This window comes from Nostoc sp., assembly GCF_036917315.1.
Lineage (GTDB): Bacteria > Cyanobacteriota > Cyanobacteriia > Cyanobacteriales > Nostocaceae > Nostoc.
On sequence record NZ_JBALDR010000027.1, the window covers coordinates 1 to 24,720 of the forward strand.

The 24,720-nt window shown below is 41.0% G+C and carries 20 protein-coding genes, 1 tRNA gene and 1 riboswitch; of the genes, 9 read left to right on the top strand and 12 right to left on the bottom strand.

Annotation, left to right across the window (positions count from 1 at the left end; genetic code table 11):
• The 7 genes from V7K84_RS12020 to V7K84_RS12050 form a co-directional block, all read right to left on the bottom strand.
• The coding region (locus V7K84_RS12020) for a tetratricopeptide repeat protein (protein WP_334838293.1) at positions 1-1,936 on the bottom strand (1,936 nt) is incomplete at its 3' end.
• Complete coding sequence (locus tag V7K84_RS12025; protein ID WP_334838295.1) at positions 1,893-3,239, bottom strand: P-loop NTPase fold protein; 1,347 nt, start codon at positions 3,237-3,239, stop codon at positions 1,893-1,895. The genes V7K84_RS12025 and V7K84_RS12020, both read right to left, overlap by 44 nt.
• Before the next feature lie 152 nt (positions 3,240-3,391).
• On the bottom strand, positions 3,392-3,661 hold the full coding sequence (locus V7K84_RS12030; RefSeq protein ID WP_334838296.1) for a hypothetical protein: 270 nt from the start codon (positions 3,659-3,661) through the stop codon (positions 3,392-3,394).
• A 294-nt stretch (positions 3,662-3,955) separates the two neighbouring features.
• Complete coding sequence (locus V7K84_RS12035) at positions 3,956-5,296, bottom strand: hypothetical protein (protein ID WP_334838298.1); 1,341 nt, start codon at positions 5,294-5,296, stop codon at positions 3,956-3,958.
• A 342-nt stretch (positions 5,297-5,638) separates the two neighbouring features.
• Complete coding sequence (locus V7K84_RS12040; protein WP_334838300.1) at positions 5,639-6,556, bottom strand: hypothetical protein; 918 nt, start codon at positions 6,554-6,556, stop codon at positions 5,639-5,641.
• Positions 6,557-7,216: 660 nt separating this feature from the next.
• Complete coding sequence (locus tag V7K84_RS12045; protein WP_334838427.1) at positions 7,217-9,205, bottom strand: pentapeptide repeat-containing protein; 1,989 nt, start codon at positions 9,203-9,205, stop codon at positions 7,217-7,219.
• Between the two features lie 303 nt (positions 9,206-9,508).
• On the bottom strand, positions 9,509-10,516 hold the full coding sequence (locus V7K84_RS12050; protein ID WP_334838301.1) for a zinc-dependent alcohol dehydrogenase family protein: 1,008 nt from the start codon (positions 10,514-10,516) through the stop codon (positions 9,509-9,511).
• Positions 10,517-10,851: 335 nt separating this feature from the next.
• On the opposite strand from V7K84_RS12050, the gene V7K84_RS12055 reads away from it, so the two are divergent.
• Together V7K84_RS12055 and V7K84_RS12060 are read left to right on the top strand one after the other, a co-directional pair.
• Entirely contained in the window at positions 10,852-11,532 is a 681-nt protein-coding gene (locus tag V7K84_RS12055; protein ID WP_334838303.1) for a HEAT repeat domain-containing protein, read from the top strand.
• 75 nt (positions 11,533-11,607) lie between these two features.
• Complete coding sequence (locus V7K84_RS12060; RefSeq protein ID WP_334838305.1) at positions 11,608-12,174, top strand: phycobiliprotein lyase; 567 nt, start codon at positions 11,608-11,610, stop codon at positions 12,172-12,174.
• Positions 12,175-12,407: 233 nt separating this feature from the next.
• Here V7K84_RS12060 and V7K84_RS12065 read toward each other — a convergent pair whose 3' ends face one another.
• Positions 12,408-12,911, bottom strand: coding sequence for a 2TM domain-containing protein (locus V7K84_RS12065; RefSeq protein WP_334838306.1), 504 nt, complete (start codon positions 12,909-12,911; stop codon positions 12,408-12,410).
• A gap of 346 nt (positions 12,912-13,257) precedes the next feature.
• Here V7K84_RS12065 and V7K84_RS12070 point away from each other — a divergent pair, with 346 nt between their 5' ends.
• Positions 13,258-13,974 (top strand): ROK family protein, encoded by a 717-nt coding sequence (locus V7K84_RS12070; RefSeq protein ID WP_334838307.1) that lies wholly within the window; start codon positions 13,258-13,260, stop codon positions 13,972-13,974.
• A 790-nt stretch (positions 13,975-14,764) separates the two neighbouring features.
• Positions 14,765-15,319: a peptidoglycan-binding domain-containing protein gene (locus tag V7K84_RS12075; RefSeq protein WP_334838309.1), complete on the top strand. Its 555-nt coding sequence runs from the start codon at positions 14,765-14,767 to the stop codon at positions 15,317-15,319.
• Between the two features lie 167 nt (positions 15,320-15,486).
• Here the strand turns inward: V7K84_RS12075 and V7K84_RS12080 are convergent, their stop codons facing one another.
• The 3 genes from V7K84_RS12080 to V7K84_RS12090 form a co-directional block, all read right to left on the bottom strand.
• Positions 15,487-16,143 (bottom strand): DUF4276 family protein, encoded by a 657-nt coding sequence (locus V7K84_RS12080; RefSeq protein WP_334838310.1) that lies wholly within the window; start codon positions 16,141-16,143, stop codon positions 15,487-15,489.
• Positions 16,140-17,234: an AAA family ATPase gene (locus tag V7K84_RS12085; RefSeq protein WP_334838311.1), complete on the bottom strand. Its 1,095-nt coding sequence runs from the start codon at positions 17,232-17,234 to the stop codon at positions 16,140-16,142. The genes V7K84_RS12080 and V7K84_RS12085 overlap by 4 nt, the downstream gene beginning before the upstream one ends.
• A 404-nt stretch (positions 17,235-17,638) precedes the next feature.
• Entirely contained in the window at positions 17,639-20,059 is a 2,421-nt protein-coding gene (locus V7K84_RS12090) for a sucrose synthase (protein WP_334838312.1), read from the bottom strand.
• A 470-nt stretch (positions 20,060-20,529) separates the two neighbouring features.
• Here V7K84_RS12090 and V7K84_RS12095 point away from each other — a divergent pair, with 470 nt between their 5' ends.
• Entirely contained in the window at positions 20,530-21,630 is a 1,101-nt protein-coding gene (locus tag V7K84_RS12095) for an S-layer family protein (protein WP_334838313.1), read from the top strand.
• Between the two features lie 197 nt (positions 21,631-21,827).
• Here V7K84_RS12095 and V7K84_RS12100 read toward each other — a convergent pair.
• Positions 21,828-21,900, bottom strand: a tRNA-His gene (locus V7K84_RS12100).
• A gap of 124 nt (positions 21,901-22,024) precedes the next feature.
• Between V7K84_RS12100 and V7K84_RS12105 the strand changes: the two genes are divergently transcribed.
• From V7K84_RS12105 to V7K84_RS12120, 4 genes are all read left to right on the top strand, one after another.
• Positions 22,025-22,408, top strand: a complete 384-nt coding sequence (locus V7K84_RS12105) for a DUF4359 domain-containing protein (protein WP_334838315.1) — start codon at positions 22,025-22,027, stop codon at positions 22,406-22,408.
• Between the two features lie 143 nt (positions 22,409-22,551).
• The gene (locus V7K84_RS12110; RefSeq protein WP_334838316.1) at positions 22,552-23,277 is read left to right on the top strand and encodes a sirohydrochlorin chelatase; all 726 of its coding nucleotides are present in this window, start codon (positions 22,552-22,554) and stop codon (positions 23,275-23,277) included.
• Positions 23,274-24,053: a uroporphyrinogen-III C-methyltransferase gene (gene cobA / locus V7K84_RS12115; protein WP_334838317.1), complete on the top strand. Its 780-nt coding sequence runs from the start codon at positions 23,274-23,276 to the stop codon at positions 24,051-24,053. The genes V7K84_RS12110 and cobA overlap by 4 nt, the downstream gene beginning before the upstream one ends.
• 49 nt (positions 24,054-24,102) lie before the next feature.
• A riboswitch (cobalamin riboswitch) is annotated at positions 24,103-24,274 on the top strand.
• 22 nt (positions 24,275-24,296) lie between these two features.
• Positions 24,297-24,716, top strand: a complete 420-nt coding sequence (locus V7K84_RS12120) for a DUF1636 domain-containing protein (protein WP_334838318.1) — start codon at positions 24,297-24,299, stop codon at positions 24,714-24,716.
• The last annotated feature ends 4 nt before the right edge of the window (positions 24,717-24,720 follow it).

Below are 24,720 nucleotides of genomic sequence, written 5' to 3' on the forward strand. Positions count from 1 at the left end.
CTTGGGCAAGGTATCCCAAGTTGTGGTAAGTGTTAGCACTCGAATAGCGATCGCCAAATTCGATTTTGATTTCCAGGGCTTGTTGATAATAATCCCGTGCCTGGTCGTATTCCCGCAACTCTTGGGCAAGGTATCCCAAGTTGTGGTAAGTGTTAGCACTCGAATAGCGATCGCCAAATTCGATTTTGATTTCCAGGGCTTGTTGATAATAATCCTGTGCCTGGTCGTATTCCCGCAACCGTTGGGCAACGATTCCCAACTGGTGGTAAGTGCTAGCACTCGAATAGCGATCGCCAAATTCGATATATATTTCCAGGGCTTGTTGATAATAATCCCATGCCTGGTCGTATTCCCGCAACTCTTCGGCAACCCTTCCCAACTGGTGGTAAGTGCTGGCACTCGCATAGCGATCGCCAAATTCGATTTTGATTTCCAGGGCTTGTTGATAATAATCCCGTGCCTGGTCGTATTCCCGCGAATCTTGGGCAACGCTTCCCAAATTGTGGTAAGTCCTAGCACTCCAATAGCGATCGCCAAATTCGATATATATTTCCAGGGCTTGTTGATAATAATTCCGTGCCTGGTCGTATTCCCGCAACCGTTGGGCAACGATTCCCAACTGGTGGTAAGTGCTAGCACTCGAATAGCGATCGCCAAATTCGATATATATTTCCAGGGCTTGTTGATAATAATTCCGTGCCTGGTCGTATTCCCGCAACTCTTGGGCAACGATTCCCAACTGGTGGTAAGTGCTAGCACTCGAATAGCGATCGCCAAATTCGATATATATTTCCAGGGCTTGTTGATAATAATTCTGTGCCTGGTCGTATTCCCGCAACTCTTGGGCAACCATTCCCAACTGGTGGTAAGTGCTAGCACTCGAATAGCGATCGCCAAATTCGATATATATTTCCAGGGCTTGTTGATAATAATCCCGTGCCTGGTGGAACTGTCGCATATCCAGAGAGACATTACCTAAATAAAACAAGGAATTGGCGACAGCATGACGATTTTTCTGCTTTTTGGCAATATCTAAAGCTTGTTGATGATAGCTGTTTGCACTTTCAAACTGTCGTTGCTGCTGATAGCTTTTACCTAACTGATTGATAACTTCGATTTCTAAGGAATAATCAGGAAATTGCTTGGCAATTTTTCCAGCTTTTTCTAAATATTCTCTAGCTTTGATTGGTTTGTGCTGGCTTAAATATGCTTTGCCCAATTCATTTAAAATATTACAGCAATTGCGGAGATGTTCTGGGCTGGGTATTTCTCCAGTTGGGTGATATTCCATCAACAGCCCATGTAATAAATCGATACGTTCTTGTTGTTCTGGTGTTGGTAAGCGTTCTATATCTATGTCTGTATTCAGAGTATTGTCAATTGCCCTATCTCTAGTCAATTCTGTAGTTTTAAAGCGAAATAAACCTGATTTCCAAGCCCAAAAATCAGGTGCAAATTTTGCTAACCGCGAAATCGCATAATCTGGCAATATAAATAAAAGCGGATGGGGTACGGTTTGACGATAAGAATCGCGAACGAAGTTTAAATCCTGTAAAACTGGTGGATAATCTCCAAACACACCAATCGATTTTTCTAAATTCCGAATTAATAAAACAAGTTTTTTATTTGTTTCTTTAGTAATTTTGGCTAATTGCTCCACCAATTCATCCCGCAGAAATCGTAAATTCCCATCAGGAAAATCTAAAACCACAAATTGGATTTCTTGACATTGAGGGTTCTGTTGCAATCCAGAAATTAATAAGTCTATATCGGGTGTAAAGTTAATTTCAATAAAACCTAATGTAAATTTTTCTGCAAAATCGACAAATGTCACTAATTCAGCAAATTCATCTTGATTATAGGCAATAAATTTACCTATTTCGGCTTGAAGTTCACTGTTTTTGTGCTGATTGGAGAGCTTCTTGGAAGAACTCATTTCGCTTCACCACCGGATTTGGATAATTCCACCGTTTATCACCGTTATATTCCAATACGGAAGTATTAAATAACATTAATTGTCCAATTTCATCTTTACTGACATTTTTAGTTAAGCAAACCTGAGCCAAATGAGCATAATGTTCTTCAGGAATAAACCGCTCAAAACTAAATTGTTGCTGTTTAACTGCATACTCTATATCTTCGGACATAATTTTTGCGTGTTTTTTGGTACTCGCTGTTTGACATGCAGAGCGCATCATTTGCATTAACTGACGCACATGGCCACCACTTGCCTTTGCTAGTTCTAATAATTGATTACGGCTCTCAAAAATTGCATCAATATCAACCCGCTTTTTAATTACACTTGCCATCGCATCCAAGCCCGTCTGATCGTAATTTAAATCGCATTTATGCCGTTCAAATTCATAGATATTAATCATCGGCACAATATGAGGATTCCCATCAAATTGATTCAGGGGATTTTTCGGCGAGCAAAGAATTGAAATTGGTACTGTATAAATAATTGTACAATTTAATTCTTGCATCTGAGCCGCATAATCAAAGAATAAATGTTCTGCTACGGCAGGAGGAACCCGATCCAAATTATCGAAGATAATTAATAAACCTTTACATTGAGGAAATCTTTGCCGCAATTTTGCGTAAGCGTCGCTTAATAACAGATTAGTATCAGATTTGAGGCGAGATAAATCTTTTTCTAGAGTTTGCCGAATAGTTGTCTTTTGCTTGTCCGAGCCTTTAATTTGTGCCAGCAATTTGACCATTAGTTTGGCGATAAATGGCGCAGTAGGGCTGAGAGTGGCTTCTGCCTCGACGTTGACTGATTTTTCGACACTTTGCTCGTTTTCTTGAGTAATGTCTTTAAACCATGATTCAAAACTTTTTAATAAATCTTGATTAAAAGTCAAACCTAATTTTCGTAATTCAAATTCAACTTGTTTAATTACAATTAAATATAAATCTGTATACCGGGTATCATTAATATCTGTCTCTTCATTCGCTTCCAAATAAATAACCCGATAATTGTTTTCCCAAAGACTCTGAATTTTTTTTAGCTCTGTACTTTTTCCACAACCGCGATGTCCGGTGAATAAAATTGTTGTAAAATCACCTGCTTCTTGAAAATCCAAAATTGTACTGACATTATCAATAGCCGAAGTTTTCCGCACCAGCGACAGATCGACATAATACCGTTCCATTTCTGCTGGTTCAAGCGGCTCAACATTACAAGCCAAAAAAGCCGCTTTAAGAGTATTTGCACGCTGAAAACTTGAGTGAGGCATTCTTTTGAGCAGATAACAATCACCAACTTTTAAATTTTAAGCGATCGCCCATCAAATTTAGCAAATACAGCTATAGGACTCATAAAACTCAGCGCGCAAGGAAAGGAAATTAGTTATGATTCCTACACTCATTGCACCCCAAACAGCCAAAGCTATGCGTTGTCTCCCCTTTCTTTGGTATCAGCACTTGTAACTCGCTTAACCCTGAAAACTAGTTGCCAAAATTGAAGCGTTTGCAACAATTGCTCTTTCATGTATAAGAAAGGCTTAAGTATTTCCAGGAAATGTATAAATAATTGCTGCAAAGGCTTCATACTTTGCAACAATTGCTTCTTCATGTATAAGAAAGGTTTAAGTATTTCCAAGAAATGTATAAGCAATTGCTGCAAAGGCTTCATGCTTTGCAACAATTGCTGCTTCATGTATAAGAAACGTTTAAATCATTGCAGCAATCGTTGTAATTAACTTATGAGTTGCTCTATAGCGCGTCACTGAGCGCAGCCGAAGTGACCGCACTTCTCTACGAGACGCTGCGCGAACGACATGGTTCGACTCCGCTCACCAGCCGCTCAGTGACCATCGTAGACATCGCAAACCGTCTCCATGAGCATAGCTTGGCGCGGACAGCATCAATTTTCGCTAATTACTGCTGTAAGCCAACCTGGTAGAGAAACAGAAAGTGCGATCGCAATCAGCTTAGAAATATTGAATTTACGTTAACAGTGTTGTTGCTTTTTGAAGAGTGACAACAGTAAACACACGATTCCCATTACTACCAACGACACTGAAGAAGCAGGTTCTGAGACAGGCTGAGGGTTTTGCACAGGCTGATAATTGATAAAATTTCCTTGAATTGGACTGAGTGATGCCAAAAGTTGCTCAATATCGCTAGATATATTAGTGTCATTACCAACACTTTTAGAAGAAATGAGGCGGTTAAACGTTTGGCTACTCGATTCATCAAAATCTCCTGTGAACCCAAGAAAATTTTGACCTATTTTACCTATAAGAGAGTCAATCAGATTATTAACATCAGTTTTTATCCCTAATGGGGATAAATTTAAACTGCTGATATTGTTGACGTTTCCAATCGTTGTGTTATCAGTCTTTGTTAACCAATTGCCATTACCAATAATTTCATTTCCATTGGTAAAAACCCAGTTACCATTACCAATAATTGTGTTATCAGTACCAAAATCCCAATTACCGTTTCCAATGGTTGCGTTGTCACTGCCGAAGTGCCAATTTCCATTACCTAATGTTGAATTATTACTGCCGTTGTCCCAATCCCAGTTGCCATTGCCAAGGGTTGTGTTACTCTTTCCAAATAGCCAGTTGCCATTACCGATGGTTGTGTTGTCATTATTAAAGTTCCAGTTCCCGTTGCCAATGGTTGCGCTGTCACTACCATAATCTGAGTTAAAATTACCAATAGTTGCGTTATTATTACCAAAATTCTTGTTACCTTTCCCAACCGGTGCGTTGCTCTGATTAAAGGTTTGGCTACCTGAATTAGATGTATTGCCAGTGTTACTAAAAGGTATATTGTTACCAAGGACTTCTTTCAACGGATCGAAAGGCGATTGTTGAAGCAGACTTCCAGCACCTGCGATCGCATTACCACCGCCTACAAACGGGTTACTACCGCCTGCAAATGGGTTACTTCCTCCTGGAATCGCATTACCGTTACCTGCCAAAGGGTTAGTAGCCCCACTTGGAATCGGATAACCGCTGTTTGCAAAAGGATTACTACCTCCTGCTAATGTGTTGTCAATACCCTGGAAATAGTTATCACCCAGAACTAACTTTAATCGCTCAAAGATTAATTTCTGAAGCCCACTGCCACCATCGCCTGCAAACGGGTTAATACCGCCACCTGGAATAGGATTGTTACCGTTACCTAATAACAGATTGCTACCACCCGTCAACAGGCTGCCTTTAGCAGCAGACAAACTGTCATTGGCAGCAAAGGAATTACTGTTATATAGGTTGCTAGCGCCACCTGTACTTAATGGATTAAATCCACCATTTATGGGATTGACAGCAGACGCTTCCATTGGCACTAATTCTCCTATTTTTAGTTAAAAAGTTATGGAGTCTTCAGTACTTCTTATATCAATTATGATTTTGCGAAACTCAAAATCTCTCTAAAATAAAGGCTTTAATAATCTTACCGTCAAACTAAGAGAAGATATTGCCTAAACCTTTACCTGAGAAGAGTTTCGGGCGTAAAATAGCAAACTAGTACAATAAGGCAAAAGGCACATCAGCGATAATACACGCTTTTCCGGTTTATCGAATAATATGTTTATTTGCGCCAAGCTGTACTAGCATACTATGTACTGAAGAACTCATCATTGTTCCTTTCTATTTATCTGTTGGTTTTCGCAAATATTGTATTAAGCGAAGGGGTTTTGTCCACCTGTAGGAAATGGCGAGGTTTGTCCACCTGTAGGAAATGGCGAGGTTTGTCCACCTGTAGGAAATGGCGAGGTTTGTCCATCAGTAGGAAATGGCGAGGTTTGTCCACCTGTAGGAGATGGCGAGGTTTGTCCACCTGTAGGAAATGGCGAGGTTTGTCCACCTGTAGGAAATGGCGAGGTTTGTCCACCACCCACTTCCTTGTCAAGCTTTGAGTTAACTAGCTTGTCAATAGTAGCCCTCAAAGTGAACCCGTCCGGTATTTCAGTTGTGCTAATACCATAGGTCTGGCTGCTACTACCAGTCAAAGGATCGTAGCCACTACCTTGGTTTCCGCCGCCTGTGGATGGAATACCGCTACCTGTGGATGGGATACCGCCGCCTGTGGTTGGGATACCGCCGCCTGTGGATGGAATACCACCACCTGTGGATGGGATACCGCCGCCTGTGGATGGAATACCGCCACCTGTGGATGGGATACCACCGCCTGTGGATGGGATACCACCGCCTGTGGATGGAATACCGCCACCTGTGGATGGAATACCGCCACCTGTGGATGGGATACCGCCGCCTGTGGATGGGATACCGCCGCCTGTGGATGGGCTACCACCGCCTTTGGATGGGTTGACACCGCCTGCAAAGATATTCCAGAAGTTGTCGCCAGCGAAAGGATTACCACCATAGGCTAAATCAGGCTTACTGCCGCCACCGCCAGCAGCAGCACCGCCACCAAATGGGTTACTGCCACTTTCTCCATTACCAACACCACTGAATAGATTTTTGACGCCTTCCTTACCGACAACTACTTCCAAGCGACCGAAGGGTGATTGGCTAATCGAATTGTTCCCACTAGTAGAGGAGTTACTGCTACTGCTATTACTCAAATCTTCTGCCATTAGGATTAATCCTCTTATTGTTTTGATGAAAATTTTGCTAGATCGCCAATACAAAATAGACAAAAATCAAGTGTGCTTTATAACTTTATTGTTGTCTTTTTGTAAGCAGAACTAGTTAGTAGCTATTAAATTATTTGGTTATCTTCACTTAGCAAAGATAATCTATTTTTAATCACTGCTACTCACACCTACAATGTATATAATTTGATTTTGAAGGACAATGAAAAATATTTTGATGTGTTTATCAAATTTTTAGATATTTGTAGACAATGATTTAAAAAACTTAACTAAAATATTTTGATAATAAAATTAAATTCGGGTTAAATATTATATTGCAATGAATAATCTTTTGATAAATTTACCAAATTTTTAGATATTTCATTTATCTGTATTTATCCTGGGTTCTATCAGTTTTAACCAACGTTGTAGCGCCAGACTGATAACAATAAACAGCACAGTTACTTCCACCTAAAATAGGTAGTTTGGCACAATAAAAGCAATCTGTGTGAATAAAAGCAAACAAGGTTGAAATGCTTTTTCTGCCTGCCCTCTGCCCCTACTTCCTGCTTTATCCCAACGATAATTATTTACGCCGACCTAGTTATCTTGCATCATATTAGCACCACTACGAAGTGCAGCGAAAAAAGTCAGGTGCAGGGATTACTTCAGATAAATCAGCAAATTCAATCCCGGAATTGTACGCGAAAGTGTCCACAAAACCAGCGTAATGTAAATTAAACCCAAACTCCATTGATACCAAGCAAGTGCAGAGATGATACCTGGTAAATGTTCGTCTCGCAGGCGAATGTCGTTAAATCCTAATTTAACTAGATTGTTGAGGCTAAAATCATAGTAGTTGAGCCAGTTCCAACGGCGATCGCCCAACAAGGGCATATATCGTTCCCGAAATGTCTGATTCCTTGGTATCACTGGCAAACGCCCAATCAATAATCGTAACTGGCGAAATGTGCCGTCTTCTGTAAAGTAAGAAACGTCCATTAAGTCATGATAACGACCTTGTTGGTAAAGTCGGATTAATAAAGCCATTGGGACGGGGACAATAATTATCAAAAGACACCCCAATGTCAGCCAAGGTTGTGCAGCATTGCGAAAAATCGCTAGTAAGCTGAAGAATTCTAAAACACTAAAACTGACTAATATCGAAATGGTTTCATAAGATGTAGGAATAATTGGTATGGGATGCAGCCGACGATAACGATCCACTAGCCAAAATAGTAAGCCGAAATATGCGATCGCAACTCCTCCCACACCAAAAACTAACCAAAAATTTGTTCCATAGCCACTCAACAACAGCAGTACACTCAACGCCAGCCAACTCCAAGCTTGCAGCAACCACCCAACTATAGAAAGGGTTTCGCCAACAATTAAGCGATCGCTTAGTTTGGTATATTTTTCTAAATCGATGTCTGCTATGGTGAGTAACTCACTACTGTTGCGAAAAGATTTTACCAGACGACGCTGGGCGATCGCTTGGGCTTGAGTTGCAGAAAAACCCAGATTCATCAAACTTGCAACAGTTGCACTATTAATATTTGTAGCCGTCAAACGATGCCCAAACTCGATTAATCGCAGCCGTTGTTTTGTGTATTCCAGTTCATTAGCATCGGCTACTTGCTGTTGCTGACGGAAATTTTGCCCCAAATTCCGCAAGATGTTTTGATTACCTTGTAATGTTGGGATGCAGAACATCTTACCAATCTCACCGGGATTACCTAAAATTTTCGCTTGGTTAGAGTTAAAAGTTAAACCAGGTACGCTTAAACAAGCCTCTTTAGCAAACCTGGCATCACTAAAATCTGCTTGGTTAAGAATATTTGCACCTTGCAGATTTACCAATTGGTTAAACTCCGCTTCTCGGAAGCTTACACCTTGCTCAAAAGTCGCTTCTGTTAAAAGGAGGAACTGATTAAAATCGGCTTTAGTAAACTGGGCTTGATTGGCAAAATCTACTTCAGAAAAATCAGCATTTCCTTGCCATTGGACACTACTGAATTTAGCCAACTGCTTAAAAGTTGCTTGGTTAAAGTTGGCAGTTGTCTCAAAAATACTACCTTGAAAATCAGCCAGTTCCCGAAATTTGATTTTTTTAAAGTTAGCTTTTTCAAAAAATATACTGCCCTGAAAATTGCTTGGTTGCTGGAAGCTAGCACTGGTGAAAATAACAGGACGAGCAAATCTAGTTTCAGTCCAGTTAGTGGGTTGGAGAAAAGTTGCACCTTGGGCATCAACAGACTGAAGAAAAAATGTATTGGAGAACTTGACTTCGCCGTTGAAGCGAGTTTGCACCAGTGTTAAGACACCACGAAAGACGGCGATTTCACTGGCTGGGGTTGACTCTGTTCCCAGAAGCGATCGACAATCTTTGGAGTTGGGTAAAGCTATTGCGAGTGACTCTAGACAAACGAAGCGCAAACGTTCTAGTTTTTCTTGTTCGGTAGCGGTAAAAATGGGTGCGATCGCTTTTGCATACAGTGGTGTTCTTAAACCTAAATCGCTACCGACAAAATCTCCCAGAATCAAAGCATAGCTGAGGTCTAAACCTAGAGGTTTTGTACCTAGTTCTTTTCGCAATAATTGGTAAAAAGCATCACGGAAGCTGGCGTTTTCTGGGCGTAAATCGATCGCCATTTTTTGCAAATCTACGGTTAAATTTCCTTCGCGGAGTATGGGTGTGCGTAGTCGTTCTTGTAATAATTCTAGGGTTAAGGGTGTGCGTTCTGGTTGTGTTTGTGCTGCCGAAGCTGGTAGGGGGAGGAGGAGAAGAAGTAAAACGCAAAGGAACGCTAAGGGAAGCGCGGAGGTACGCAGAGAAACTCCTTTGTGTACCTTTGCGTTTAACCTCTGCGTGCCTACCCTGCGGGAAGGCGTTCGCGTAGCGTCTCGTAGAGAAGCGCCTATGCGTTTAAAAGATAAATTATGCAAATTGTTCGATCATTCGTCATTAATTAGCAGAACAATTTTACCTGCCACAGACCCGCTTTCAATTAATTGGTGGGCTTTAGCTGCTTCTTTTAAGGGAAATTTGTGACTGACATGGATTTTTAATTTGCCTTCATCGATCCAGGTGGCACATTGTTCGAGAATTTCTGCATGATGGTGGAGACTATCTTGTAATCCTAGCAAGGCTGGTGTCAGCATTAATTCTAAACCGATGCGGAGGTTGCGAGTTCTAGCAGTTTTCCAAACAGTATTGGCATCTGGTTCGAGAATGGTAACAATATCGCCATAGACTCGCACTGCGGGGAAGGTTTTGTGAAAGGTTTCGCCGCCTACGGTATCAAAAGCCAAGTCTACGCCTTCGCCACCAGTCCAATCTAATACCGCTTGCACAAAGTCTGTTTGTTTGTAAAAAATTACACTATCGGCACCAAGTTCTTTGACGAAATTAGCTTTTTCCTCAGAACCCACGGTGGTAGAAACAGTAGCACCTTTGAGTTTTGCCAATTGAATTGCTACATGGCCAACACCACCAGCACCTGCATGAATCAAAACCCGTTCTCCAGGTTCTAATCGTCCCCGTTCATATAAAGCTTCCCAGGCGGTGATTAATACTAAAGGCGCTGCTGCTGCTTCGGCAAAGGAGATAGAGGCGGGTTTACGTGCCACAAACCGCTCATCCACAACAGTATATTCAGCGTAATTCCCTTGGTGTGCGCCCAAACCACCATAGCAAAAATATACCTCATCATTTACGCGAAAACGCTGAACGCTAGCACCCACTGCTTCCACGATCCCTGCACCATCACATCCTAAAATTGTCGGCGTGCGATCGGGGTAGAAACTGCCTCGACTCCGAAGTTTAGTGTCAATGGGGTTAATGCCAGCCGCCACCAAACGCACTAAAAGTTCAGTATTCCCGACAGGAACAGCGGGGTTTGGCACATCCTGTACTTGCAGAACTTCGGGACTGCCAGCTGCTGTCATCAAGACTGCTTTCACAACTCTTTCCTCCTGGCTTTAGATGCACGTTCTTATGCAACTTTAGCGTAAGAGGGCGGACACAAAGCTATGTTTGAGGGAAAAGTGCGATTTTTGGCGACAAGGTGCGATCGCCCTACATCTATATTCAACAAAAAACAAGCCACTGGAGCTTTGAAGATTATCCCTTAATTACTGCTAAATTAAATATATAATCTCACGTAAGTAATATTTATTTATTCTTCACTCATAATTGAGCCATTTTGTAAAGTCGCCAAACTCCTACTTCAGTAGGGCGACAGCGTGATGAACAGATCGGGTAAATTAAGATAAGTAAAGAAAACGCTTTGAACTAAATGGCAGCTCTAAGCTTACAAGAAATTTTTACTCAGCTAGAAAGTCCGAATTTACGCGATCGCATGGTAGCCCTTGCTAATCTGCGTCACGTTGCGGCTGAGGATGCAGTCCCTTTGATTAAAAAGGTACTAGACGACGAATCTTTGCAACTGCGATCGATGGCAATATTTGCTCTGGGAATCAAGCCAACGCCAGAATGTTATTCTATTTTGGTAAAAATTCTCGAAAATGACCCCGATTATGGTATACGCGCTGATGCCGCTGGTGCTTTAGGATATTTGGGTGATGCCAGAGCCTTTGAGGTGCTTTCACGGGCATTTTATGAAGATACTGATTGGCTGGTACGTTTTAGTGCAGCTGTTTCTCTAGGTAATATTAAAGACCCCCGCGCCCGTCAAATTCTTCTTCAGGCATTGGATAGCAAAGAAGTAGTGTTACAACAAGCTGCAATCTCTGCACTGGGAGAAATTCAAGATATCGAGTCTGTAGATAAGATCCTACGCTTTGCCGAATCAGATGATTGGTTAGTCAGGCAGCGTTTGGCAGAAGCCTTGGGAAATCTTCCCACTCCCAAGAGTGTCTCAGCTTTAAAATACTTGGAAAAAGACAATCATTTCAACGTTGCTGAGGCAGCCAGAATTGGCCTCAAGAAGCTTGAGGAAATAGGCAATCAAGCTTAATATTAAAGCCTCCTGTTACCTTTTAATAATAATTAAGTGGGAATTTTAGCATTTTGATGCAGGGTAATTTGATTCATGAATATTGAAGAGTTTTTTCAGTTAAGTACTGGTAAATGGTTTTCTCATCGTACTAGTCAACATTTGGCTTTTAACCAATCGGAACATAGCAAGTCAGATATCATCATTGAGGCGTTGGCATTAGATCGTCCAGAAGTTATCAAGCTGTGTCAAAGTTACAACATTAATCCTAGTGCTGCTTCCTGTGCTACCAAAATTACCTGGAACGGCACAATGGACAAGGATCAAGCAAAACACACTGGTTCAACTGTGTTAGTTTCGGTACCTGATGCGGATAATCCGGCCCAAGGCAAGTTACTGCGAGAAATAGTTGATGCCAATAAAACTCCAGTTCCCGGACGCTATAAATTTGACAGTGATGGTGCTTTAATCCTAACTACAGAGGATGAAACCATCTTTTCAGAGGAACGTCTGTGGTTTGCTAGCCCCAATTTGCGAATGCGGGTAAACGTCCTCAAAAGTTTTGGTGGATTTAGTATCACTTCCTTCACTTCTGAGATTCGCATGGGTGGCTTTCCACCAGCCGAGAAGGTTTCCGAGACGGCTAATTCAGTCTCTAGTTGATCGCAAAATATTACCCCCGTTTCTAGGCTGCGGCGTACACACAAGTCGAATTACCCCCCTTAATCCCCCCTTATAAAGGGGGAAATAAGAAATCTTGTTCCCTCCCCAATACATACGGGGAGGGTTAGGGTGGGGTAAAATCTTGGTTAATCAGCTATTTCAGACTTGTGCGTACACCGTAGCCTTCTGAGGGGAATTAAGTAGAGATGGGTTAGCGTTAGGGAAAGTTTTGATTAAGCCTGTAATACTTTAAACCACTTATTCAAAACTGTGCTGATGGTTTTCTTAATCTGATGGTTACGACTCCATTTTTGGAATGCCATTTCATACTCTTCACCTTTGATTTGAAAGGTATTCCAGACATCAAGCGCTACAGGCAATCCGCAGAATAGTAAAATGTACAGAGACCAAGAAATTCCGCCACCAGTGATTAAATCAAGCAGTATCAAAAAACCATTTAAAATGGCATATTTGCTTAGGCGTTTCTGAAATCTTCTGATGCGGTAGGCGTCAAAAGCTTTTCGCTGTTGAACTTGACCCTGTTGTAATATCCAATCGCGTTCTGCTAATTTTAAAGACTCAGGTGAAATTTCTAACTCAGCAGCAATTTCTAATATATGCTCATAAGAAAATTCTGTGTCTTTATCATCTGCTTGACGAGCGATCGCTAAGTGCAGAATTTGTTGGACATCTTCTTGGCTATACGAGCGGATGCTTTGAGGTTCAAACGCCGTCATAATTCTTTCTCTTATATTACTTTTAATAGAAATTTGCTGCCCGACAGATTTTAAGCAGCTACGCCAGTACTATCTCTATTATTCTTAGATTAACAAATCTAGATGCTGTCCGGCATTGAATGTATGGGATTTTTAACTTTGGGCATTGGGATTAGGGGAGAGGTGACAGGTGACAGGTGACAGGTGAGAGGTTACAGGGAATAATCTTTACCCTGTAACCTGTCCCCTTTACCCTATTCCCTTCCTCACTCTCCACCAATCTAAAGACTCTCCAAACATCCAGATATTATCAAATGCAGCAGAGCATAATAACGAAATAACAAGCATTAACAAGGAATGTAACTCAATGGTTGAAGAAAATGGATCGATTCGTACCCTATCAGTTGATATTGGCGGTAGTGGCGTTAAGGCTATGGTTTTGGATATTACGGGGCATCCTGTAACGGAAAGGGCGCGTTTAGATACACCTCAACCTGCGACACCGGAGGTTGTAATTAATGCAATTGTAGTGTTAGCCGCCGCTCAAGGTGAATTTCATCGCGTTTCGGTCGGTTTTCCCGGTGTGGTGCGGTCTGGAGTCACGGAAACAGCGGTAAACTTACATCCAGATTGGATCGGATTTGATTTGGAAACAGCATTATTAAAACACTTAAACAAGCCTGTACGGGTGATTAATGATGCAGATATGCAGGGATTTGGGGCGATCGCAGGTAAAGGTGTCGAATTGGTGATTACTCTGGGTACGGGGTTTGGTTCGGCTTTATTTGTAGATGGTAAGTTAGTACCGAATATGGAAATGGGGCATCATCCGTTTCGCAAAGGAGAGACTTTTGAGCAGCAGTTGGGGCGTGCAGAGTTAGAAAAAATTGGCGAGAAAAGATGGAATAGGCGTTTAGAAAAAGCGATCGCATCTTTGCAACATCTGTTTAATTATGACTACCTTTACATTGGCGGTGGTGAAGCTGTGAAAGTGAATTTACAGCTACCGTTAAATGTCAAACTTATCCCCAATATCACTGGTTTATTAGGCGGTATTGCTTTGTGGCGCGATGATAAAAGGTAAAAAGTTTTTCAATATCCACAACTGAGAGTACTAAGCGATATCTAAGGGCGGCCTACGCCTACACACTTTTTGAGTAAGGTGTATTCTTGCTCAAAGTTTCAAAATGATATAAAAATTAACACAGATTAGACAAGAGAATTGCACAAACATTATGTTCAGTGCCCCTGTGTAATTTTTTCATGTACTATCTAAACTTTAACTCAAATTCCATACCGTGCAACAAGGTTGTGCGGTTTCATTCTTTTGAGGTGAAAGTGTGCGCTTTCCGAGAATAGATTGAAAGAGCGACATAAGTTGCAATACAGTTCAGAATGAGCAACAAAACCCTTATATTTATCGCGTATTCAAAGACCAATAATCCTTAACCCAAGCGTATTGACATAAGTTGTGATTGATAAAAAGTATTTGAAATTAAGAGCTTTTAATCAATAGTTAAAAACTACCTCAATGAATCCAGTAGTATTGTTACTCGCAGTATAAACATGATAAAAGCAACATCAGCATACCAAGGACGAGCTAAATATAACTAGATAAATTTGTTTGATGGCATTCCCTGGCGATCGTATAGTATGTTATTGTCTAAACCATTGATTTAGATAGGATGTCTGATAACTTGATGGCTTGATTAATGATATTAATCTGATTAAATGGAATCGGGGGTGAGCAAATATGAGCATGAAAATATTACTTGAAAAAATTAGTACATGACTTTTGGATTTGGTCAGTATGTACTATCCCGGACAGCAAATGTTGGTTAAAAGAAATATTGGTTGAAGTAAAATAAAAGAAAATGAATGAAATTGGCCTGATGATGACGGGCGTGTTAACAATAAGACAAGCATCTGGGACCAATTTGCCACAGCAGCAATTATTTCAGATGGAAAATGACGTAAACCAGTCAAAACAGAGTCAGTTAGAGATAGCTGCTAAAGTTACGCCACCTGAATTTATGCAGACAGATGAGATTTCCCAGGTTTCTCTCTCAGCGTTAAAACTAGAAAAAGAACACATACTTCAGAAAATTAGTAAAAAGAATCTGGGACTAGTTTCTTCTAACTTAGGTAAGCCTAAGAAATCTTTTCAGTCTGAAGGTAAAGTCCGTACAAAGGCTACAGGACGATTTCAGAAGTTTAGTAGCCAACCTCTACCGACTCTTTATTTCGGTAGTTCTGGTATTGCTGTTAGAGCATTACAACAGCTATTAGTGTCTAACGGTTATCCTGTGAGAGTGGATGGGATTTTTGGCGCAGTAACAGAGACTGCTGTCAAAGCCTTTCAAAACCAGCAAAATTTAGGTGTGGATGGAGTCGTTGGTCAACGAACTTGGAGTGCGTTGACAATTTAGTGAGGAGTTAGGAGTTATGAAACTTCGTATTATTCATAATTCCTGATTTATTTGTGAAAATCTAAGAAAAAATGACTTTTGTAAATTAGTAATAATGCTGGAAACTTTCTAAAATATGGAGTACACAAGTAACATTTTTACTGTCTTTTGAGGGCAATATATTCTCTTCAAGCGTTACTGTCGTTGATATTTTCAAGACGGGTTAACCATTGATTGAAATGCTGGCACTGCTGACGTATTGTATCCAACCCAATATCCATTGCAATCAAGGAGCCATGTAATGGCTTTTCATATCCAAGGCAGCATCTGATGATTCGTTTGGATGGGGCTGTTGTTGGGCCTTCATTAATATGTTCAGGTGAAATAAATAAGTTACGCTCTGCCTGTAGGCTATCTACTATACTTTGGTCAAACCATGCCAGAAAAGCTTGTGGATTGCTGTACAGGAGTCCCTCAAACTCATGAATCAGTAAATTGGCGAAAAAATTTTTGTGTTTAATGTCTGCGCTCATTTGCTGCTCAAGATATTCAGCTTTCTGAAATGGGTCATTCGTACTAGGCAGAGAACTGCTTCCTGGAAAATCATTTGGCAATCGATATAAATCAAACATCGTAGTGACGAACGCCGAACCATCCTCAAGGCATTTACGATTTAATTGCGGCTTGATCTTTGCATAACTCACTACTCCGCCCTTAGTTGTTGAGCTAGTTCGCACAAGAATGGGGTTAAGATATATGTCTTTTCGCTGAAGATGTTCGCAGAGTACTTCTTTTACAAAAGTTTCTTCCGTCTGTCCTTCTACAAAAACGTGTATTCGGATCATCGTGAAGGTCTCCCGCCAAGGATGTTCTTCTTCCACAGTTCTCCTAAGCTGTAGTCTTCAAGCCATTCGTGTAAATCATCCTCATTCAATCTTCGGAGTGATGATTTACCACGATCGCGATCTACAACAATTACATCTTCCGCCCTAAATTCATTGAGCAGTTCAACCGACTGAGTTGAAACAATAACTTGTTTTTCTTTTGCAGCAGAGCGAATTAACGATGCAAGAACAGTAATTGCATACGGGTGAAGACCTAGCTCAGGTTCATCAACCAAAATGGTTTCGGGTTGAAAGGAAGTAGGTTGCAAAAAGACAGTAACTAGACATATAAAACGAAGTGTTCCATCCGAAAGAAGATGAGCTTTAAACGGAACATCCTGACCTTGCTCGACCCATTCTAACTCGATCACCTCATTGTTTTGTGGAGAAGGACGTAGATATAAATCACCAAAGAAAGGAGCAACAAGTCGAATTGTTTTGACAATTCGCCGATAAGATTGCGAATAATTTTCACTTAACAAATATAGGAAAGCTGCAAGATTGCGTGCGTCAGAACGCAAGTAAGCATTATCATTAATCCTGTGTGGTTGCTTCACATAAGCGCTGTCGCTTGTATCATGGAAATGATAAACCCGCCACTGCCGCATGGTGGGTAATATGTACTTGTCAATTCTTGTTCCGCTACCCCGTAAAGCATTAGTCTCAAAATGACCACTACCGATTTCATACTCACCCCTCATGTCCCACCAAAAAGACTCTTTGGAAAACATCAGACGGTTGTCTTGAGTTGGTTCAAGCGTAGCAAGATACCCATTCTTTCCAAAATAAAGCTCAATCTCTAATTGCTCAGTTGTTTTACGGCCAAAATGCAAGATCGCATCAGGACCACCCTGGCGGCTTACCAAAACTTGCAGATTCATCTCAATCATCTGCTGAACCATGCGAAAGAAGCCTATGAAGTTAGATTTACCCGCACCATTACATCCAATAAGTACGTTTAGTTTCAAAAGCTTAAGGTCACATTCAGCAATAGACTTAAACCCCTTCAAAACAATCCTTGATACTTGGCTGTCACTGGTCAGATCCCTCATAGAATGGTTTCCTGATTTTTAAGCTTTTGGGCTGCTCGTTTCACAAATAGACCTTAATGTTAATTGTGATTTAGCTGATTTAGCCAGGGTCAGCACATTTTATCAATAATTTGTGGTAAATTCGCATTAAATCTTGCTTGTTGATAATGTTTTATATGTAGGTGTAGCCGGTCGTAGACATAGGTTTCGGATCTGGAACATTAATAAAAAGGTAAATCCTTATTGTTGCGTTAATACATAAATAAAGCTTTTTGTCCCGAGTAATTTTAGATGCCCTTACATACGCTTGGGTTCAGCCCGAAATCCTTTGTAGATGCGTTGCATTGCAACGTCTACTACATATCAAAAATTCTTAACCCAAGCGTATTGAGTTAAATATGGAACAGCTTATCCCTTCTAACTTATTATCGGTACTGATGCTGTTCTAATAGCTGTTGCGCTCTTGGTTTGTAAATTAAATAGAACAAAGCCTCAATATAGCGCAATAAATCTTCTCGATTTTCCTTGGAAGTAAAGTTCCAGAAGCCATAAATTCGCGCTAATGATAGCAGCTTGCTAGTGTGAATTTTCCAAGTATAGGTGCTATAAACTCGGTCAATTCCTCGCTGGGAAATTTCACTCCAATAGTTAGGATTTTGTTCGCATTTAGTGATGAAATCCACAATTTTGGTGGCTGTCTCCTCTAAATTCGTTGGGTTAATCAAAAATCCATTCACCTTGTCTTGAATAATCTCTAATGGCCCGCCAAACTGTGTGGCAAAAGTCGGTAATCCTGAAACCATCGACTCTAAAATTGTCAAACCAAAAGCTTCAAATAAAGCTGGTTGTACAAAAATTCCCTGGCGATCGGCAATGACTCGGTAAATTTCACCGGAATCGGTTTTGGAGAGACGTACACCCAACCAACGAATTTTCCCGTGGAGATTGTACTGGTCAATTATTTGGTAGAGTTTAATAATTTCGTTGCGTTCTTCGTTATCATCTGATTCTTCGACGCGTAATTTACCCGCTACTAAAATTAAGTTGTAATGCTCTTGTAATTCTTTACTTTGACCATAACATTCAGCTAAACCTGTGAGGTTTTTGATGTGGTCAAGACGCGCCATTGAGAACAGAGGGCGCTTGTTAGGATCGTCGAGTTTGCCAAAGATTTGTGTGGGATCTTCCAGAGTAAAGAGGGTTTCTGCAAGGCGTTGGCGATCGCTCTCCACGCGGTCTTTATTTCGGGTGTATGGGAAGTAATTATTTTCGTTTACTCCCGGCGGTACGACATTAAATTTGGGACTAAATAATTCAATGCCATTGGTTACATGGTACAACTCCGGCATAGTGAAGCACTTATAAGATTCGTACTGTCCCACACTATCTGGTGTCCCGACAATTTCTTGGTAGGTGCTGCTAATCACAAAATTGGCAGCATTCATCGCAATCAAATCAGCGGTGAATTGCAAGGAAAAATGATATTTATCCTCTAATTCTTGCCAGTAGAGGTTACTGAACAAGTATTTAGATTTTTCCAAAGCATGGGCAACATTGCATTGGGTAACTTTCAGCCGTCGCGCCAGCAAGAATGCTATTAAATTCCCATCAGTATAGTTTCCAACTATTAAGTCAGGTGTGCCGTGAAATTCTGCCCGTAGTTCTCTTTCGGAATCAATGGCGAAAGTTTCTAGATAAGGCCAAAACTCAAACCGAGAAATCCAGTTTTGAGTCATGTTAGGGTTAAATTCCCGTAAAGGCACTCGCAAAATCCAGGCATTTTCGGTACCGTGGACTTTTTCTAGCCGTTGATTACAAAGAGTGCCATCACTATTGGGAATCAAACGGGTGAGAATAATTACCTTTGGCTCGACATTCAATTTCTCTAAACCCGCAAGCAGGACATCTTCTTGTAGCTGCTTCTCTAGGCTCTTTGCCTGGTCAAGGACGTAAACTACCTGGCCGCCGGTATCGGGACGCCCTAAAACTCCCTCTTGCCCAAACCAACCGTGGGCTGACACCAAGACGATTCTAAAAATCATCGGGATGCGAGAAATGAATGCTTCTAGGGTTTGAGGATCGGCAGAATCAATCAATTCATCGAGAATATTTAGGGTTTCCTGCACTCGTGCTGCGGTGTTACCCCAACCCGGCTCAAAACCCATTGACTGCAATTGGAAGCGCAATTGTTCGTAGGGTTCATCTGCGGGGCGATTATTAACAAAACCGATCGCTTTCTTAACTTGCTCGGAAAGTTGCTGCTGTGATTGAATGCGATCGTTAATTAGCAGTTGCACACCGTTGTAGTGGTGCAGGCGCAAGAAATTCAATAAGCTGTCCAGTAATTCTTTGGGGTCTTGAAAGATTTGGCTGGATAGATAGCGGTTGAGAAATTGTACTCCCTTACCAATATTTTTGGGGTCGCGGATGACTGGAGTGTAGTCATAAAACGGGCCGAAGTCCAATTCTAGCAGGTCGCCCTCGTTGGGATGATATTTGTTAACCAAGCGATCGCGCAGATCCAACAAATCCTGCACCGTCATCGGCTCAATGCTTAAGTCTGATGTCAACCAATAAACTTCTTGGCTGGCAATCTTAGAACGGATGATGAAACAGAAGTTTGAGTCTTCTTGAATAATTTCCTGAGTATAATAAATGAGTTTGCCTAACTCCGAGGAAGTGTAAAAGCCTTCAGGTTTCTGAGACTTGGAGCAATACTCACTATATACATTGAGTATGTCGTTCCGTAGCAGGTACTTCTTTTCTTGTTGGCGTAATTCACTAATAAAGGAACGTAAATCACTTTTTTCTTCACTATCTAAGACTGCTTGAAGCAATTCAGACATAGCAACTCCATTAAATGACGATGTTTGCATTGCTAACTTTCTAGGCGAGACTAATAAGCCTCTACCTTTTGTTAGACATATATAAACACGAAACAACACAGATAAAGTATATTTATCTGTGTACCTTACAAGTATCAACTTTTCAGCAGGCACTTAAATCATGTTCTACTTTACTTAAAGTATCTATGACTCAGTATTTTTGGATCTCACTAAAGGAATACAATTTTTATTTCTTTTGATAGAGGTTAGTAAATAACTGCATCATAACATTTGGGGCACAAATTATCACGCCCTCAATTGCTTAATTTAATCTTTACTATATCATTTATTTGTGTATATTTTGCGGATGGGCACATACAGCATAATTCAGAATTCATATAATCAGAATAAGCTGCGCTAACAGAAGTAAAATAGGCTTTGCTAATGACATCAATATTAAGGCTAAAACATTTTTAATTGATAAATATAGCTTGATTTTCGCTGATGGAAATATATCGATACAGGCTACTGGCTCTGTTTTTTTAAAAGATAGCAGCGTACAGGCAGGTAGAAATTTGTTGGTGCAAGCTAGTGACTCTGTTTCTATTACAAGAGATAATTACTCTGATATTAGTATAAAAGACAACATATATATACCAAAGGCAAATAATATTTCTGCTGAAGATGTTCATATCCAAGCACGCTCTGTTTCTTTAAATAACGGGTCTGTAATCTCGGCGAGAAGAAGAGATGCAAGAGAAAGAGGCTTACTTACAGTAAAAGCGAACCATATTAATTTGGATCAAGGATGGCTTGATGGTGATGATATTGTATTGCAGGTAAAAGATTTAATACTGATGCGTAATTTCAGCGCCATAAATATTTATAACTATAATGATAAGGGTGGCAGTATCAGAATTGATGCATCACATGGCTTTTTCGTTGCCAGTAATAATAGCGATATTGATGCCAATGTATTCTACGGGAACGGTGGAAAGATAACCATCACCGCCACTGGCATTTTTGGTTTAAATGTACCTAATCGAAAAGATGTAATATCCCGATTCCCGGCAGTAATATTTGAGGCATTCGTCAACGATGGCAAACCATATAATATATATATCTCCTCATCTATGCTGCCTACAAATGATGTCACGGCGTTTTCGGAGCAAAATCCCTCTGCAAGCGGTATAAAAACTATTAATATACTTGGTATTAGCCCAAGATTAGTACAGCTGCTACCCACAAATCTGGTTGATACTTCCCAGTTACTTGACACTAGCTGTAACCCTAGAAGCAAGCAACAAGCTAGTTCATTTATCATCAGTGGACGTGGCGGTTTACCCCGCAATCCCTATAACTTTCTTTCTCCTAATACAGTTCTGGTAGATTGGGTAACGCTCAATCCCAGCACCAGAAACCGCAAGAGTCCACCTGTTACCATCAAACCTACTACTGCTACCCCAAAACCGATTGTAGAAGCTACAGGGTGGGTGATGAATACAAAAGGGGAGTTGGAACTTACAGCGAATGCACCCAGCACACCTCATGGTTCATGGCAGAACCTTGTATCTTGCGGTGCTGCTTCTTAGATGTTAATGTCCGTTTTATAATACCCAGACTATTAAGGATGAACTTGGTCACGACTTTAGGATTGCGATCGCTAGTTTGTAAGTCTATAAAGCTACAGAACGCATATCCTTATCCTTGTTAAAGTTATGGTTACGACGATTTACACCATCTAACCCACCTTCTCCAAGAATATAGGTATTAATATGAAATTATATAGGGCGAACGATGGGAATCGAACCCACGAATGGTGGTACCACAAACCACTGCCTTAACCACTTGGCTACGCTCGCCATTCAACAATTTGAATTATAGCAACAATTTGGCAAGCGATCAAGAGTTTTTCTTCAAGGAACGGACTTAGTTGATTTAGAGTCTCTGGAATCTAACAATTACAATGAATTTTACTTGGCAAATATGAAACCATTGACCATCATCGCGTATACTGGAGCGGCAGTAGGACTCGCCGCCTTGGGTGTGACAATGGCGAAAACCAATCCCAGTCAGGTTGAATATGAAAAATATGCAGTTCAACGCTTGACAAAATACTTAAAAACCGATGTATGTAAAAAAACTACGAATATTATTGAAAATTTAATCCGTTTTAATTGTGATAAGTTGGTTGACTCGGCTAGCCCGCAAATCCAAGAAATTATTGCCAAGACTACAGAAAGGCAAGATTTTCTTATTTTTAGTGTTTACCGTACAGATTTAAAAATAAATTCTTGGATGCCTTCGTACAAATTTGAAACGGTAGGAGCTTTCGATCAATTTTATACTTACACTGCTGAAGAACAATAAGGTAAGGAGTAGGGGGAGAATATAAAAGTGATTAAGAATACTTCTATTTAGTAATTAATAATAGTTTCAATAATTACCAGAGTACTTATTATCCCCAGCTTAATCTTAAATAAGAATAGTAACTAAGAATTCAAGCTTTACCGATGTCATCTGCCTATCTACTACTATCTCACGGAAGCCGCGACCCGCGCCCAGAAATTGCTATGCAGCAACTAGCTAGGCTGGTATGTCAGAAATTGTCAAGCGAACATTTGGTTGGCATCGCCGCTTTAGAAATGAGTCCTCAACCTTTACACGAGCAGATTCAACAATTTGCTAAAAGCGCTTTTGGCGATTACACACAGTCTCAAAATGAGAATCGTCTCAAAATTGTACCGCTATTTCTACTGCCGGGAGTGCATGTGATGACAGATATTCCCGCCGAAGTAGCACTCGCACAACAGGCTGCTGGTCAAGATATCATCATTGAGTTGCAACCATATTTAGGCTCTCACCCTAATTTAGAGAAATTGCTGACAAAGCAAATAGCTGCTATAAAAGCAGAAGCATGGATTCTCTTAGCTCATGGTAGCCGTCGCCCAGGTTCGCAAGAAAGTGTGGAAGCAATGGCGGCGAGTTTGGGAGCCGTGACTGCTTATTGGGCTGGGCCTCCTAGTTTAGAATCACGGGTGAAAGAATTGGTAGATGCTGGTTATCGGGAAATTGCAATTTTGCCATACTTTTTATTCGCTGGTGGAATAACCGATGCGATCGCCACCTCAATAGAAGAGCTAAAATTACAATTTTCTGCGGTGAATTTCCACTTGGCAGAGCCACTGGGAGCAAGTGCAGAATTAGCCGAGCTAATTTGGGATTTAACAGAGAGATGAACCGCACAGAAAAGCAGGAGAACAAGTATTTGGGAAAGGTTTATTTAGTAGGTGCGGGGCCAGGAGATCCAGGATTAATTACCCTGAAGGCAAAAGGTTTGTTGGAATGTGCAGATGTAGTTATCTATGATGCCTTGGTGAGTCCGGCCATTTTGGCAATGATTAATCCCCAAGCCGAGCAAATTAATGCTGGTAAACGTGCGGGGAGACATTCGTTGTTGCAGTCAGAAACAACTCAATTGCTGATTGATAAAGCGCAGGATAATGCAATTGTAGTGCGACTCAAGGGTGGCGATCCCTTTATTTTTGGTCGCGGTGGCGAAGAGATGGAAGAATTAGTCAAAGCTGGAATATCAACGGAAGTAGTGCCCGGTATCACATCGGGAATTGCAGCAGCAGCATATTCGGGTATTCCGTTGACGCATCGGCTGTATAGTTCGTCAGTCACATTTGTAACTGGTCATGAAGCGGCGGGTAAGTATAGACCGATAGTGAATTGGAGTGCGATCGCTCACGGTTCCGAAACCATTGTAATTTATATGGGAATTCACAATCTGCCTTATATTGTGGAAGAATTAATTACAGCTGGGTTGAATTTAGAAACCCCTATTGCTTTGGTGCGCTGGGGTACGCGGCCAGAACAAGAAGAATTAATTGGGACACTGGAAACAATAGTCACACAGGTAGAGGAAACTGGATTTAGTGCGCCTGCGATCGCAGTTATTGGACAAGTAGTAAATATGCACAGTATTTTATCTGGTTGCCGTCCAGTTTGATAGTTGACAAAAAACCTATTGTTTCGTATTCTCCGATAACCCTAGTGTACGATCGATAAGGTGATTCGGTTCTGGTGGGAGTCAGCTACCAGAGGTAACGGGGAAAGTTCGGTGCAAATCCGGCGCTGTCCCGCAACTGTGAACCAATTTGAGATTCAGAAACTAAATCGAAAATCTCAAATTGAGTGAGTCAGGATGCCCGCCGAAATAGATTTATTAGTTTCACATATCTGCGAGGTACAGATGACTACGACTGTAAATATTTCCCCAACCAGTTCAATGGAAGTTGCCGAACATACTTTATTCGTTTGCAAAACCTGTGCCAGTGTTTGGCAAAATGGAAAACGCTTAGGTGAAAGTGGTGGTGAAAAACTTCTACACCAACTTCAGCAGCTGGCACAAGATTGGGAGTTACGAGATCGATTCCCGATTCAGGAAGTTGAATGCATGAGTGCTTGTAATCGTTCTTGTGTAGTCGCCTTTGCTGCCAAAGGCAAATTAACATATTTATTTGGTGATTTAGCTGTTGATGGCAGTGCCTCTGCGGTACTGGAATGTGCTAGTCAATACTATGCTAAAGCAGATGGTTTACTGCCTTGGTCAGAGCGTCCAGAAGCAATGAAAAAGGGCATTTTAGCAAAGATTCCGCCTTTATCTCAATAGACCT

Excerpts from the sequence above, each read along its gene's own strand:
- V7K84_RS12025 (WP_334838295.1), bottom strand. The coding sequence starts at position 3,239 with ATGCCTCACTCAAGTTTTCAGCGTGCAAATACTCTTAAAGCGGCTTTT.
- V7K84_RS12045 (WP_334838427.1), bottom strand. The coding sequence starts at position 9,205 with ATGGCGATCGATTTACGCCCAGAAAACGCCAGCTTCCGTGATGCTTTT.
- V7K84_RS12035 (WP_334838298.1), bottom strand. The coding sequence starts at position 5,296 with ATGGAAGCGTCTGCTGTCAATCCCATAAATGGTGGATTTAATCCATTA.
- V7K84_RS12085 (WP_334838311.1), bottom strand. The coding sequence starts at position 17,234 with ATGAGGGATCTGACCAGTGACAGCCAAGTATCAAGGATTGTTTTGAAG.
- V7K84_RS12070 (WP_334838307.1), top strand. The coding sequence starts at position 13,258 with ATGGTTGAAGAAAATGGATCGATTCGTACCCTATCAGTTGATATTGGC.
- V7K84_RS12080 (WP_334838310.1), bottom strand. The coding sequence starts at position 16,143 with ATGATCCGAATACACGTTTTTGTAGAAGGACAGACGGAAGAAACTTTT.
- V7K84_RS12030 (WP_334838296.1), bottom strand. The coding sequence starts at position 3,661 with ATGAAGCAGCAATTGTTGCAAAGCATGAAGCCTTTGCAGCAATTGCTT.
- cobA (WP_334838317.1), top strand. The coding sequence starts at position 23,274 with ATGAACCGCACAGAAAAGCAGGAGAACAAGTATTTGGGAAAGGTTTAT.
- V7K84_RS12120 (WP_334838318.1), top strand. The coding sequence starts at position 24,297 with ATGACTACGACTGTAAATATTTCCCCAACCAGTTCAATGGAAGTTGCC.
- V7K84_RS12110 (WP_334838316.1), top strand. The coding sequence starts at position 22,552 with ATGTCATCTGCCTATCTACTACTATCTCACGGAAGCCGCGACCCGCGC.
- V7K84_RS12060 (WP_334838305.1), top strand. The coding sequence starts at position 11,608 with ATGAATATTGAAGAGTTTTTTCAGTTAAGTACTGGTAAATGGTTTTCT.
- V7K84_RS12040 (WP_334838300.1), bottom strand. The coding sequence starts at position 6,556 with ATGGCAGAAGATTTGAGTAATAGCAGTAGCAGTAACTCCTCTACTAGT.
- V7K84_RS12105 (WP_334838315.1), top strand. The coding sequence starts at position 22,025 with ATGAAACCATTGACCATCATCGCGTATACTGGAGCGGCAGTAGGACTC.
- V7K84_RS12055 (WP_334838303.1), top strand. The coding sequence starts at position 10,852 with ATGGCAGCTCTAAGCTTACAAGAAATTTTTACTCAGCTAGAAAGTCCG.
- V7K84_RS12075 (WP_334838309.1), top strand. The coding sequence starts at position 14,765 with ATGAATGAAATTGGCCTGATGATGACGGGCGTGTTAACAATAAGACAA.
- V7K84_RS12090 (WP_334838312.1), bottom strand. The coding sequence starts at position 20,059 with ATGTCTGAATTGCTTCAAGCAGTCTTAGATAGTGAAGAAAAAAGTGAT.
- V7K84_RS12065 (WP_334838306.1), bottom strand. The coding sequence starts at position 12,911 with ATGACGGCGTTTGAACCTCAAAGCATCCGCTCGTATAGCCAAGAAGAT.